Raw genomic sequence first — 14208 nt, 5'->3', positions numbered from 1 at the left:
CAATCTTTTATGAGGACTTCCTTTGAAAAAGAATGTCGGAAGGCTATTAGTTTTCTACAGCATTAGTGAAAAAATGAAAATTTTTGGCGGAATGGCAAGGAATAACTAAAATAATGTCTGAAAACATATACAGGAGAAGTTTGTTATAATAACGGAGGAAAAGAAACTGGTAGAAACATGGAGGTATACATGAAGCAATTAAAAGGTATTATCATTTCAATTATCGCAATTCTGTCTATTTTAGTAGCAGTTTATGAAGTACTTGTGCCAGAGGAAACAAGTGTAAAGAAAACGAATACGTATGATCAAGTGTTAGAATTTCCGAAAGAACGTTATCCAGAGACAGGAAAACATATTACGGATGCTATAAAAGAAGGGCATTCAGAAGTTTGTACAATCGATCGTGGTGGTGCTGCAGATAGAAGGAAATTGTCGTTAGCACCATATCCATCAAAAAAAGGGTATGATCGTGATGAATGGCCAATGGCGATGTGCAAGGAAGGCGGAAAAGGAGCACATATTGAATATATAAGTCCGGCGGATAACCGCGGAGCAGGTTCTTGGGTAGGGAATAAGTTAGATAAATACCCAGATGGTACGCGAGTAAAATTTGAAGTGAAGTAGTAGTTGTATATTTCATAATGAAGGAGAAGGGGAACTATGGAGTTAACGATTTCTTATTCGCAATTAATGTTGATGAACTATGACGGTGAGCAGCCTTATGTAGATTGGACTGATGAAGATTTTGAAAGAGGTTATGCTAAGGCAGATGGAACTGTTATTTTTGAAGCACTTTCTGATTATACTTGTGAAGTGAAAGTGACCCCAGGGAAACATATTGAAAAAGAAGAAGTAGTTAGAACGATTACGGTTCCTTTTACAGTTGAAAATGAAAGTATCGTTATAACGAGTATTCTTTCTAATAAATTTCAAATACCTATTCCAAATGGTGAGTATACAGTTGTATTACAAGCAATTCCTCTTGAAGAGCCAACGGATGATGAATTATATAAAATACAATATGAATTCTTTTTTGAAAGTAAAGAATAAAAAATGGGTTATCCTGAGAAAAGGATAACCCATTTTTGTTATGCGTTTGTTTTTAAAAGGGAACGAGCATCTTTCGCTGCTTGCACCATATGTTCTAAAGCTGGAATAACTTCTTCTGTTCTTCTCGTTTTTAAACCACAATCAGGATTAATCCAGAAATATTTAGGATCACATACTTCTAAAGATTGTTCTACGATTTTATACATTTCATCTTTACTCGGTACACGTGGGCTATGAATATCATATACACCTAGGCCGATGCCTTTTTCATATGTTGTATGTTTTAATGTATCAATAAATTCTCCGTGACTTCTTGATGTTTCGATAGAAATTACATCTGCATCTAATGCGCGAATCGCGTCAACAATATCTTCGAAGTTACTGTAACACATATGAGTATGAATTTGTGTTTCATTTGCTACAGAAGAAGTTGCTAAAAGGAAGGATTGTACTGCCCATGTAATATAAGCATCCCAATCTTTTTCTTTTAGTGGCATTCCTTCACGAAGTGCGGGCTCATCGACTTGGATTACTCTAATTCCGGAAGATTCAAGTAGTTCAATTTCGTGACGAAGAGCTAGTGCAATTTGATACGAAACTTCTTTTCTTGGAATATCATTTCGAACGAAGGACCAATTTAAAATTGTAACAGGTCCGGTTAACATTCCTTTTACAACTTTCTCTGTTAAGCTTTGCGCATAAACTGTTTCCTTAATAGTCATGCCGTTAATAAAGGCTACATCACCATAAATAACAGGTGGTTTTACGCAGCGGGAACCGTATGATTGTACCCAACCGTTTTTAGTGAATGAGAAACCAGCAAGGCGCTCACCAAAATATTCGACCATGTCAGTTCTTTCAAATTCACCATGTACAAGGACATCAAGCCCAATTTCTTCTTGGTAACGAATCCATTTTTCTGTCTCTTTTTCAATAAATTGTTCATATTGTTCATTTGAAATAACACCGTTACGCCATTCTTTTCGCGTTTGACGAACTTCAGTTGTTTGCGGGAAGCTACCAATAGTCGTTGTTGGTAATAGCGGTAACTCTAGAGCAACTTGTTGTAATTCGTATCGTTTTTCAAATGGAAGAGGACGTGAAAAATCTTCTTCTTTTAGTGCTGTTCGTGCTGCTTTGACATCTTCTCGGTTACGTGCAGCAGATGAACGAATTGTATGATGTACGTTTCGATATGTTTCCAGCTCATTACTAATGCTTTCTGTACCTTGAGTGAGAGCGGAATGAATAAGAACTAATTCTTCTAATTTTTGATTTGCAAATGCTAACGCATCAAACAGCTCAGTCGATAAGTGAGTTTCTTCTGTTTTATCGATTGGTGTATGCAATAAGCTACAAGAAGGCTGAACGATGATATCTTTCGTTTGGACTTGTTTTTGTAACGTTGTAAATAACTCAAGAACTTCATCAAGGTCAGCTCTCCAAATGTTACGGCCATCTATACAACCGACAGCTAAAGTTTTATCAGCTGGGAATCCATATTTTGAAATAGCATTTAGATTACCTTCTTTACCATGAATGAAATCTAATCCAATACCGGATACCGGGAATGTAATAATTTCTTCATAGTTTTCTTCTACGCTATCAAAATATGTTTGTAAAAGAAGAGTCGCATTTGGAACTTCTTTACGAATAGCTTCATAAATTTCTTTTGCTTGTTGAACTTCTTTTTTAGTTAAAGAAGCGAAAATCGGTTCATCAACTTGAATGGCTGGTGCACCAGCTGCATGTAGTTCTGAAAGCAGTTGTACGTAAGGTGCAACTAACTGTTTTAAAATGGTAGGAAATTGTTCTTGTGTATAACCTTTAGCTAATTTTAAGAAAGTATATGGTCCTAAAATAACAGGCTTTCCATCTACTCCTAATTCTTGTTTTGCCTCTTCGTATAAGCGAAGTGGACGATTATCTTTTAAAGAGATTTGTAATCCCTCTTCATATTCAGGAACGATATAGTGATAGTTTGTGTTAAACCATTTTGTCATTTCGGAAGCTACGTGATCCTTAGAGCCACGCGCCATTGCGAAATATACATCAAGGTAAGATGTAAACTCAGAAAAACGTGATGGAATAAATCCTAGCATATAGGCAGTATCCAAAACGTGATCATAATATGTAAAGTCGCCAATTGGAATGAGTTCAATCCCTTTTTCTTGCTGTACTTTTACGTGTTGAAGGCGAATTTCTTTCATTGTTGTTAAAAATTGTTCTTCATCGATTTTATTGGACCAAAAAGCTTCCAATGTTTTTTTCCACTCTCGTTGTAGTCCGATACGTGGATAACCTAAGTTACTTGTTTGAATTGCCATTTTAAATTCCTCCCTAATTGAAAGTAAGCATTTCCGTTTACTAGGAAATACCTATAACAAAAAGTACAAAGACATAGAAAATAAGCCTTCCTTTTTGTTTTAACACCTCATCATCATCCGTGAATCTATCAGTGTTGTTAAAACAGGCAGGTCTCCTGACTTATGCTTCATATAATTTCTTTCACCTTCCCGTTTTCACAGTGGCACCAAAAAGAAATCTCAGCATTTACAGTGGCGGGACCGTGTTGGAGTTTCACCAAGCTTCCCTTTTAAACACGAAACGAAACTTTCGTGTACCTATTTTCCTTTTGAAAGGAATTTAACAAGCGATATGATATTGAAACAAATTTTAACATAATTTTTGGAATTTTGTCTACTGTTTTAAAATAAGAAAATTCTAAAGTTTTTATTTCTTAGTATTCTGACTTTTTATATTCTGGAGTAACTAATAATATTACAGTATGAAAAGAGAAATTGAGCTATGAAAGAAGTAGGGATGTCTTCTTTCATAGCTCAATCTTCATCTATAGCAACTTCTGAAAGTTGGCCTGCTATAGCATCTTTAAGGAGGGTGTTTAGCCATTGTAATTCAACTGTAATATGCTCAATTACACTTTGCAAAATATATAGTTGTGCACGTGGAACCTTTCCTTTATTACAATCATATATCGTTTGCATAGTATGTAAATATTGAAGAGTATCGTTTTTCTTTTTTTCTAAAATAGGAACTAATTCGTGATCATTGCTAAAGTGAGCGAAAGATAAGGCTGAATAAATAGGTTTATATATTTGGTTTTTGGCTTCGAATTGTTTTAATAGTAAAGTGTGGAATAGTTTTTTGCCTTCTTCTGTTATATGAAAAATCGTTTTGTCAGGTCGATTTGTGTCTCTAATTACATTTGTAATATGAATTGCCCCTTGCTTTTCTAATTGCTCGAAGGCGTAATAAAGTGATCCTTTAGCATATTTAATGTAACAATCCATTTGTCGTTCTTTCATAATATGCTGCACTTCATATGGATGTTTATCTCCTTCGAGTAGTAAGCCGAGAATGACTAATTTCATGCTCATGCTGTCTCAACTCCTGTATATAAAAACTTTATACATATTATAAACGGCATATCCTTTTTCATAAAGGGATATGCCGCTTCTTTTTTATATTAACTAACTTGCTTTTGTTTTTCTTTCTTTTTAGGGCCTGTAAAGAGGCGTTCATTTCCCATAAGTAAAATACAAATAATACTTAGTACAGCCGGGATGAGTGCCCAGAAGAATGTGTTCGCAATAGATGTAGCGAGAGCTTCCTTAATACCCGCTAATATTTCAGCAGGAATTTTTGCGGTAGCGCCTGGTGATAATAAGAAACTTGTGTCTCCGCCTTTTGGAGCTAATTTTGCTAGTTCAGGGGGGAATACAGAGTTTAGTTTATCTGTAAAAATATGATTTTGAATTGTACCAAAAATCGTTACACCAAGAGTCATACCGAGTGATCGGAAGAATGAGTTTGTTGATGTCGCCGAACCACGGTCCCGCATTTCCAACTTGTGAATAGAAGACATACTTAATACTGAGAATGAGAAACCAACACCAAGCCCAGCGAGAATCATAAATAGTGTTACGAGTAAACGAGGTGTGTCCATTGTTAAAGTACTTAATAAATAAATACCAAGAACGAAGAAGACACCAGATACCATCATAATGTTACGATAGCTTGTTCGAGAAGCTAATTGTCCTCCCGTTTGACTTCCAATTACAGAACCAACCATCATTGGTGTTAAAATTAATCCAGCATTAGAGGCGGAACCTCCAAGGACGCCTTGAATGAAGATTGGAATATAAACTGTACAGATAATGAAAGCGGCACCATAGAAAAAGGCAACTCCTTGACTAGCTGCGAATAAAGGTTTTTTAAATAGATGGAATGAAATAATAGGCTCGGTTGCTTTTCGTTCTACAAAGAAGAAAATAATAAGCGTAATAACTACTGTTGTAAATAAGCCAATAATTACAGTAGAATTCCAGGCATATTCCTTACCACCAAGTTCTAATGCGAACATTAAGCAAACGATACTTATGACAAGTGTAATAGCACCAGCCCAATCAATTTTTTGTTTTCTAAATTCTAGAGACTCACTGTAGTATTTAGTAATGAAGAAAAAGGAGATAAGTCCTAATGGAATATTGATATAGAAGACCCAATGCCAACTTATATAGTCTGTAATATAAGCACCTAATAAAGGACCGAATACACTAGATGTCCCGAAAACAGCACCGAATAGTCCTGTCATCTTCCCGCGTTTTTCTGGTGGGAAGATATCGTACATAATTGTGAAGGCGATAGGCATAAGGGCACCACCACCGATCCCTTGAATAGCTCTATAAATACTTAATTGCTCAATGCTTGAAGCTGTTCCGCAGAGCGCAGAACCGAATAAGAAAAGAATGAGGCCACCAATATAAAAACGTTTCCGCCCGTACATATCAGAAAGTTTCCCGAAGATAGGCATCCCTGCCATTGTTGCTACCATATAAGCTGATGTGACCCAAACAAACTTATCAAATCCTCCCAGGTCTCCAACGATTGTTGCCATTGCGGTTGCAACGATTGTATTATCCATTGCGGCCATTAATATACCAAGCAGTAAACCAGCAACAACAAATTTTGTCTTGTTGGCTTCTTTTTTTAATGGTTGAGTTTCCAAATATAACCCTCCTTTAGAAATAAGTAAACTATATTAAATTTTGAGTGCAGTGGATAAAAAATTTAAATGTATAGTTGATGTTAATTTCTTTTCCATAAGTGCACTTATATGCCATAAAGAATATTATAGTCAAATTTGACTATAAGGCAAATTTTTTCTTCCGTCAAAATATTCTTTCGTATGAGTAGAGAACGAGTGAGCCATACGAATATTGCTATGAAGGGAATGAAGTAAATTGTAAAAAAATTTCATAAAGAACACCTTCTGTTAATAGATGAAAAATGGTTTTTTCTTCATATTGTCGAATAGGATAAAAGGAAGAGAAATATTAAACATTGCTTGTAGCAAGCTTTAGGAATTTGGGGAATTCATTGTGTGTATGTTACATCTGAAATGAGGTGAATATATATTATGAAAATATGGGGACGAATTTCGGATACAGGAAAGTATTCAATACCGCTACAACCAGTATTGTGGATTGACGGATCGAAAAAGGAAAACGAATTTCCTCAAGTAGCCGTTACATTACAAATTGGTAGTATGTATACAGAACAATTTTCGTATGAATTGACCTACGATGTAAACGACATACTTATTATGAGAATTGAAGTGGAAAATAAAGGGGTAGAAATGATTTCGAGAGTTGTTGTAAGTCATATGATTCGAGATTACTTTGCTTATATTCCTAATTCTTTAAAAGTTGATAAGGGGATAAGTGAGTTTTTATTCCAGCTTGTTAGATGGCGAATTGATGATTTGTTACCGAATGAGAAGGTGGAACTACGTTGTAAAATAAAAGCTAATAAAGATAAAGCTCTTAAACAAACATTCTTTCAGGCTACATATACATTTCAAGATAAAGAGATATCATATGGCCCACTGCAAACAAATGAAGTTGTTGTGCGTCAATGATAAAAAGGAACCTGTACAAAAGGTTCCTTTTTTAGTGAAGGTTGTGTTTTTTGAGTATTTTCTTTTGCTCCATTCCTTTTTTTCCTACATAGTTATTTTTGTAGCCAAAGTATAGAATAAATAAAAATGAAACAACATTAACAATAGCGTCGATTTGATCGTTTGTAATAAAGTGTATCCCGAAAGAGGTAAATAATAATTTTAATGATAATAGAAAACCAGCTAGCAAACGCATAGCATCTGATAGATTCTCTTTTTGTAGCATATAGATTACTCCTTTCTATAAAAGTTATATATTATATATATGAAATAGAGTAGAAAAGGTATACAAGCTTAAGCAGAAATGTACATTGCATATGTACATTTTTTATTTTGTAGAAAAACATTATTGATATAGAAACATATATTGGTATAAAAGGGGGAAAAGTATGAAACATAAAGGAAAAATTAGTGGATTATTGCTTGGCAATACTGTGGCAGTTACAGAATGGATTGCACTTCAGGATGTAATTGCAAAACTGGATTCACGATCATTTTATACCGTCTTTATTATTTATATATTGCAAATGATACTAAGTTATTATTTTGGACATTGGTACGATAAAAGAACAAACGAGCGTATGGGTATGGAAGTAGGAGGAATGGCAAGCAATGATTTTGTTGTTGATTTTTTTGGGAAAGTAGCTGCTTTATCTGAAAGAGATTCTCGTAATATTACAGTGTACATTCTTTCTGTAAAAGAATGGGAAGGGTTAAAAGACACGTTGCAAGAAAAAAAGTTGGGAGTGTTAGTACAAAAATTAGAGAGTACCATTGTAAAGACAATTCGGAAGGGCGATGTTGTTACAAAGTGGGATGAAAATAAGTACGTTATTGTAGCAATTGATAATGGTCATGAAACATCAACAATAACAAAACGATTAATGAAAAATATTGAAAGTGAAATAGAAGGTGATTTACTCAGTGTCACTCTTTTATTTGGAGCAGCTAGCTATCCAGTAGAAGGAAAAACGTTTGAAGAACTGTTGAGAAAGTCGCAAAATCAATTGTACCAGTATAGAAATTTGCAAGAAAATGAGTGAAGCTTTGATTTGAAGATATATGATAGGAAGATGTTTTATTTGTAACATTTTTTTGACTTTTATTACAAAAAAACGCCACTTTTGTAATAAAAGTCTTTAAAAATATATGAAATAAGCATATAATTATGATGGTAGTGCCAATGCAATTTGCACAGTGTGTTTTATTTTAAAAGTGTAGAGGAAAGCAAGCTCTACACTTTTCCTTTTTAGGAAATGAAAAGAATATTTGTAAGTTGTTGCGAGATATCGATTGTACTGTGTAAAATGAACAAAGAGATTAATTGATAGAAAGCTGGAAAGGGAATGATAGACGTGAGAGCGGAGCGATCACCTTTTATCAGGTGAACTATTATAGTCTTATTAAGACTGAGGTGAAATTCCGTGGATATTAAAGTAATACATAGTGTGAACAGGCCTTAAAAAACACGAAGTAGTATACTTAAAAATGGATATGGAATTGCTAAATAATTCAAAAAGAATAATGTAATATCAAGTAATAATTTGTACAAACAATATTAATGATCTTCGTAAAAAAGATGCGAGTGTATAGAACAATTACATATTTTATAACTTTTTTATATTACACGATGGTCGTTTATAAGTAGGAGGAAGAGATGTTGAAATATAGTAAATTAGCAATTGTAACTACATTATCAATGATTTTATTAGCCGGTTGTTTCGGTCCGAAACCAGAAGAAGAATTATATGTAGCGTTTGAAAACGCTGCTAAACAAGAAAAAACAATGTTTGAAGATGCAAAAAAACTTGAGACTTTAGAGAAAGAAGGACAAGAATTATATAACCAGATTGTTCAAGAAGGAAAAGATAATAATCAAACTGTTAAAGAAAAACTGAATCAAGCAGTGAAAAATACAACTGAACGAGAAAAAGTGCTTACAAAAGAAAAAGAAGTTTTAAATAAAGCGCAAGAAGAAGTGAAGTCAGCTGATAAGTATGTGAAGAAAATTGAAGATAAGAAATTGAAAGATCAAGCTGATAAAGTGAAAAGCACGTATGAGAAACGCCACGATTCATTTAATAAAATGTATGACAGCTATAACAAATCTTTAAAACAAGAAAAAGAGTTATATACAATGTTACAAGATAAAGGTACTAAATTAAAAGATATTAGTGAAAAAGTAAAAGTAGTAAATCAATCTTATAAGGATATTGAGTCAGAAAAAGATAAATTTAATGAATTTACAAAGTCTTATAATACAGAAAAAGTAGCTTTTTATAAACAAGCAAATATTAAAATTAAAGAAGAGAAAAAATAAAACAGTTTGGCCTACACTTGGCCAAACTGTTTTATTTTTTTGTATAAGTACGACTATACCATGGAACAGGCTCACTTAATTTTTTTTCTTGTTTTAATGCTTCAGGACCAATATAATCTTGAAGTGTTTTTTTTGCTACTGTTAAAGATAAGGTTGTTTTCGGATTTCGATAGGAGGATTCAAGATGACCAAGATGCGGTAGAATTCGAAAATCTTCTTTCGTAGGAGGGATGTGGAAAAAATAATCGCCTAAACGTATAAGGACATCAGATTGTTGTTGGCTAAAACGTGGGTTTCTAGAAAAATGCAATCCTTCTTTAATTGCTTTTTTTTCAGCAATCAAACGTTCTAAAGCTGTCTTTTTTAACCAGTATAAATATTTAGGATTAGTAGCTGCTTTAGCATGACGATTCACAACGAAAATAGATTGAGCTAGTCGATTAATAGAATGTTGGTTTTGTAATTGAGATTGTGGTTGTGAAGGTTTCATATTGAATCTCCTTTCAATTTTTCATTATTATACCATAAATAAAATAGGTATTTATTATACGCAAAAAGTGATTGTATATATTTTCAATATTAAAGCAATATTGTTACAAAAAACAACTATTTTGTATAATAGTAATAGAATATGTTTTTGAAATTTGATAATGAAAGAGTGAGAAGTTTGAAAGAAATATTAAAACAACAGTATGCCATTATAGATATTGGATCTAATACAATGCGTTTAGTTATTTATGAAAAGCAAAATGGAGGTTTTTATAAAGAGATTGAAAATACGAAAGTTGTTGCTAGGTTAAGGAATTACTTAATTGATGGTGTATTGAATGAAGAGGGAATAGAAGTATTATTACAGACATTATTTCAATTTCAAGAAAGTACAAGATTCCATCAGTTGCATCATGTACTTTGTGTTGCAACAGCAACAATTAGACAGTCGGAGAATCAAGAGGAAATTAAAAAGCTTGTTGAAGGACAAACGGACTTTACTCTTAGAGTATTATCAGAGTATGAGGAAGCGCGTTACGGATACCTGGCGGTTATGAATTCTACATCGTTTTCAGAAGGAATAACGGTAGATATTGGTGGGGGGAGTACGGAAGTTACATACTTTAGAAATAGAGAGATTTTAGAGTACCATAGTTTTCCTTTTGGGGCACTTTCTTTAAAGCAACAATTTATTAAAGGTGATATTCCTACTAAAGATGAGTTAGAGGGAATGCAACAGTATTTAGAGTTTCAATTTCGAACGTTACCATGGTTAATCAATAAGAAATTGCCTCTTATTGCAATTGGTGGTAGTGCTAGGAACTTAGTAAAAATCCATCAAAATTTAATATGTTATCCTATAGCAGGATTACATTTATACAAGATGAAAGAAGAAGATGTTGAAAGTGTAAAAGAGGAATTGGAAAAATTGTCGTTCATAGAACTTCAGAAATTGGAAGGATTAGCAAAAGATCGAGCAGATACGATTATTCCAGCGGTTGAAGTATTTCATACACTTGTTCATGTTATAGAGGCACCGGCATTTGTATTAAGTAGAAAAGGGTTAAGAGAAGGTGTTTTCTATGAAGAGTTGACAAAAGATTTGGGGATTTCATATTATCCGAACGTAGTTGAAGAAAGTTTGCATTTACTATCACATGAATACGAAATGGACATGGAATTTGTTATTCAACTTATTAAACATGGAAGACTAATTTGCAAACAACTTGAGGAAATAGGGCTTATTTCTATGTCAGTAAAAGACTGGGAAGTGTTCCATCAAGCTGCGAAAGTATTTAATATAGGCAAATATATAGACGAAGAAGCGAGCCGTTTACATACGTTTTATTTATTAGCGAATAAGACAATTGATGGCATGATGCATAAAGATCGAGTAAGGCTAGCGCTTATTGCATCGTATAAATCAAAAATGTTATTTAAACAACATTTATCTCCATTTGAAGGTTGGTTTGATAAAAGCGAACAAAAAAAAATCCGCCTGTTAGGAGCTGTTTTACAATTTTCAGCTACTTTAAATGTAAGGCAACGATCGCTTATTGATACCATATCTATAACAGAAAGCGAAGAGGGATTAACGTTTAAAGTTTTATGTGAACAATCGGCATTAGCAGAAAAAGTACAAGCTGAAAAACAAAAAAAACAGTTAGAAAGAGTATTAAAAACGAATATTAATTTATTATTTGAACTAAAACATTAGGGTTGTACGGATGTCTTTACGAAAAATTTACACTTTGTAATATTGTAATTTGATAAAATGAAATTAACTAAATTATAGTAAAAAAGTTTCAAGGGGAAGTGTGAAGAGAATGGAATTATTGAAGGGGAATGCAGTAAATTTAAATGATACAGCTTATTACAATAATCGAGAGTTAAGTTGGTTAGCATTTAATGAACGTGTCTTACAAGAAGCGCAAGATGCAAATAATCCACTTTTGGAAAGATTGAAATTTATTAGTATTTTTAGTTCGAATTTAGATGAATTTTTTATGGTACGTGTAGCGGGATTAAAGGATCAAGTGAGTGCTGGATTTAATCAACCAGAAAATAAAGCTGGCTTAACACCGAAAAAGCAATTAAATAAAATTGCGATAAAAGCCCATGCACTAATGACAGTACAATATGATACATTTAAAAATTATGTATTACCAGCGCTTGAGTTAGAGGGAATTGAACGTTTAACATTCAATGATTTGACGAAAGAGCAGCGAGAATTTATAGAAGAGTATTTTGACGAGCAAATTTTTCCGGTGTTAACTCCTGTAGCTATTGATGCATATCGCCCATTTCCAATGTTATTAAACAAAAGTTTGAATTTGGCTACTCTTTTATATGATGAGAAGCAAGCGGAAGAAGAAAACAGGACGAAGTTAGGGATTGTACAAGTTCCTTCATTACTTGAGCGCTTCATAATTTTACCGAGTGAAGGGCAAAAGCATAAATTTATTTTATTAGAAGACGTAATTAGTAGCTTTACTCATAAATTATTTACGGGATATACAGTATCATCTGTTACTCGTTTCCGTATTACACGCAATGCAGATTTAACGATTCATGAAGAAGGTGCGAGAGATTTATTAAAGGTAATTGAAAAAGAATTAAAAAAGCGTAAGTGGGGGGCTGCTGTACGTTTAGAAGTTGGGAAAGAACACATTGATGAAAGAGTATTAGCGTTATTATATGAGGTTCTGGAAGTAAAAGATGAAGATGTATATATAATGGATGGCCCATTAGATTTAACATGTTTGTTTTCTTTATATAAAAAACTAGCTCCTTTATATGAACATCTTGTATATCCAGCTCTTATTCCGCAACCGCCTCAAGATTTAGGTGATGAAGAAGATGTATTTGAAAAAGCAATTGAGCATGATATTTTATTACATCATCCTTTTGAATCATTTCAGCCGGTAGTTGATTTTGTCCGTGATGCGGCAGACGATCCGAATGTACTTGCGATTAAACAAACGTTATATCGTGTAAGTGGTGATTCACCGATTATTCAGGCGTTAAAGATAGCGGCTGAAAAGGGAAAACAAGTGACGGTATTAGTTGAATTAAAGGCAAGGTTTGATGAAGAAAACAATGTTCACTGGGCTAAAGAATTGGAACAGGCAGGCTGTCATGTTATTTACGGTGTCAGTCACTTGAAAACACATAGTAAAATTACGCTAGTTGTAAGGAGAAAAAACGGAAAAATCGAAAGGTTCGTACATCTCGGAACTGGGAACTATAATGATGCAACAGCGAAGTTATATACTGATTTTGGATATATTACATCAAGAAAAGATTTTGGGGTCGATGCAACCAATTTCTTTAATTATTTAAGTGGTTATACAACAAAGCCACATTTTCATCATTTATCGGTTGCTCCATTTGATATAAGAGAGCAATTTATGGATTTAATAGATGAAGAAATCCGTTATCATAGGCAATATGGAAATGGATATATTATCGCTAAGATGAATTCATTAACAGATAAACCGTTAATAAAAAAAATGTACGAAGCATCACAAGCTGGAGTAAAGGTAGAGCTCATTGTTCGAGGAACATGTTGCCTACGACCTGGTATTCCAAATGTAAGTGAAAATATTCGTGTAGTTAGTGTTGTTGGAAGATATTTAGAACATAGCCGTATTTATTATTTCCATCATAATGGGGAGGAGAAAATATATTTATCTTCAGCTGATTTGATGACGCGAAATATGGAGAAGCGAGTGGAAATATCTTTCCCGATATTAGATATTGAAATGAAGGCACGAATTAAGGCGATTTTACAGCTTACATTAGCTGATAATGTGAAAACACGTGAACAAAATAAAGATGGTGATTACTATTATGTTATTAATGGTAGTACAGAAGAAATTGATAGCCAAGTGAAGTTGTTTAAGATGGCGTATCAAAATACAGACGCTGAATAATGAAAAAAAGTAAAAACCTCTTATGTCCATAAGAGGTTTTTACTTTTTTCTACTCATATGCTCCAAAAATGGAAGGATGAGTAGAAACAATAGTTTTATTATAAGCGTGTAATGAGATGGCTCGTTGAGAGAATAATATTTGAAAGAATCGTTACTTTAACCTAGTAATAGTAGGGTTGCTGACATGGTCCACCGTAACAAGGATAAGGTGCTGGCGGCGGGAAAGGTGGTGGATAAGGTGGATAAAATGGTCGAGGGCCGAAAGCTAATGCTCCGCCGAGCAATCCACCAGCAATTCCAGCTAGAAAGGGAACGCCAAAAAACGGGAAGAAGCGTGAGTCGCCTACTGGACCAATAGGTGCTGAACGGACTGGAATTGGTTGATAATATGGATACATGAACATACCTCCTTTATTGGACTCACTTTTATCATA

At 33.7% G+C, this 14208-nt stretch carries 13 protein-coding genes and 1 riboswitch; of the genes, 7 read left to right on the top strand and 6 right to left on the bottom strand.

Going from position 1 to position 14208, the window contains the following annotated elements:
• Positions 1 to 189: 189 nt before the first annotated feature.
• Positions 190 to 624 carry a DNA-entry nuclease gene (nucA, locus tag GD442_RS19290; RefSeq protein ID WP_000811494.1) on the top strand — a complete coding sequence of 145 codons (435 nt, stop codon included), beginning with the start codon at positions 190 to 192 and terminating at the stop codon, positions 622 to 624.
• 36 nt (positions 625 to 660) lie between these two features.
• A complete protein-coding gene (gene comJ / locus GD442_RS19285) occupies positions 661 to 1050 on the top strand; it encodes a competence protein ComJ (protein WP_000424030.1) in 390 nt (129 codons plus the stop codon).
• 38 nt (positions 1051 to 1088) lie between these two features.
• Here the strand turns inward: comJ and metE are convergent, their stop codons facing one another.
• The 3 genes from metE to GD442_RS19270 form a co-directional block, all read right to left on the bottom strand.
• On the bottom strand, positions 1089 to 3377 hold the full coding sequence (metE, locus tag GD442_RS19280) for a 5-methyltetrahydropteroyltriglutamate--homocysteine S-methyltransferase (RefSeq protein ID WP_001007608.1): 2289 nt from the start codon (positions 3375 to 3377) through the stop codon (positions 1089 to 1091).
• Positions 3378 to 3505: 128 nt separating this feature from the next.
• A riboswitch (cobalamin riboswitch) is annotated at positions 3506 to 3693 on the bottom strand.
• Between the two features lie 197 nt (positions 3694 to 3890).
• A complete protein-coding gene (locus GD442_RS19275; protein WP_000062061.1) occupies positions 3891 to 4448 on the bottom strand; it encodes a PadR family transcriptional regulator in 558 nt (185 codons plus the stop codon).
• An 89-nt stretch (positions 4449 to 4537) separates the two neighbouring features.
• Positions 4538 to 6079 (bottom strand): MDR family MFS transporter, encoded by a 1542-nt coding sequence (locus GD442_RS19270; protein ID WP_000449912.1) that lies wholly within the window; start codon positions 6077 to 6079, stop codon positions 4538 to 4540.
• A 411-nt stretch (positions 6080 to 6490) separates the two neighbouring features.
• On the opposite strand from GD442_RS19270, the gene GD442_RS19265 reads away from it, so the two are divergent.
• Positions 6491 to 6991, top strand: coding sequence for a hypothetical protein (locus GD442_RS19265; RefSeq protein ID WP_000708120.1), 501 nt, complete (start codon positions 6491 to 6493; stop codon positions 6989 to 6991).
• A gap of 31 nt (positions 6992 to 7022) precedes the next feature.
• Here the strand turns inward: GD442_RS19265 and GD442_RS19260 are convergent, their stop codons facing one another.
• Positions 7023 to 7256 (bottom strand): SPP1 phage holin family protein, encoded by a 234-nt coding sequence (locus GD442_RS19260; protein WP_000939448.1) that lies wholly within the window; start codon positions 7254 to 7256, stop codon positions 7023 to 7025.
• Positions 7257 to 7419: 163 nt separating this feature from the next.
• Between GD442_RS19260 and GD442_RS19255 the strand changes: the two genes are divergently transcribed.
• Both GD442_RS19255 and GD442_RS19250 read left to right on the top strand, forming a co-directional pair.
• A complete protein-coding gene (locus GD442_RS19255; protein ID WP_000680820.1) occupies positions 7420 to 8073 on the top strand; it encodes a diguanylate cyclase domain-containing protein in 654 nt (217 codons plus the stop codon).
• A 614-nt stretch (positions 8074 to 8687) separates the two neighbouring features.
• A complete protein-coding gene (locus GD442_RS19250) occupies positions 8688 to 9350 on the top strand; it encodes a YkyA family protein (protein WP_000922498.1) in 663 nt (220 codons plus the stop codon).
• 31 nt (positions 9351 to 9381) lie between these two features.
• Here the strand turns inward: GD442_RS19250 and GD442_RS19245 are convergent, their stop codons facing one another.
• Complete coding sequence (locus GD442_RS19245) at positions 9382 to 9840, bottom strand: YkyB family protein (protein WP_000804864.1); 459 nt, start codon at positions 9838 to 9840, stop codon at positions 9382 to 9384.
• A gap of 141 nt (positions 9841 to 9981) precedes the next feature.
• Between GD442_RS19245 and GD442_RS19235 the strand changes: the two genes are divergently transcribed.
• Positions 9982 to 11556: a Ppx/GppA family phosphatase gene (locus GD442_RS19235; protein ID WP_002198132.1), complete on the top strand. Its 1575-nt coding sequence runs from the start codon at positions 9982 to 9984 to the stop codon at positions 11554 to 11556.
• 109 nt (positions 11557 to 11665) lie between these two features.
• The gene (locus GD442_RS19230; protein ID WP_000421680.1) at positions 11666 to 13774 is read left to right on the top strand and encodes a polyphosphate kinase; all 2109 of its coding nucleotides are present in this window, start codon (positions 11666 to 11668) and stop codon (positions 13772 to 13774) included.
• Between the two features lie 161 nt (positions 13775 to 13935).
• On the opposite strand, the gene GD442_RS19225 is transcribed toward GD442_RS19230, so the two are convergent.
• Positions 13936 to 14172, bottom strand: coding sequence for a hypothetical protein (locus GD442_RS19225; RefSeq protein ID WP_000283738.1), 237 nt, complete (start codon positions 14170 to 14172; stop codon positions 13936 to 13938).
• Positions 14173 to 14208 lie beyond the last annotated feature (36 nt).

This window comes from Bacillus sp. A260, assembly GCF_009861435.1.
GTDB classification, from domain to species: Bacteria; Bacillota; Bacilli; order Bacillales; family Bacillaceae_G; genus Bacillus_A; species Bacillus_A cereus.
This window is presented reverse-complemented; position numbering and strand designations above follow the sequence as displayed.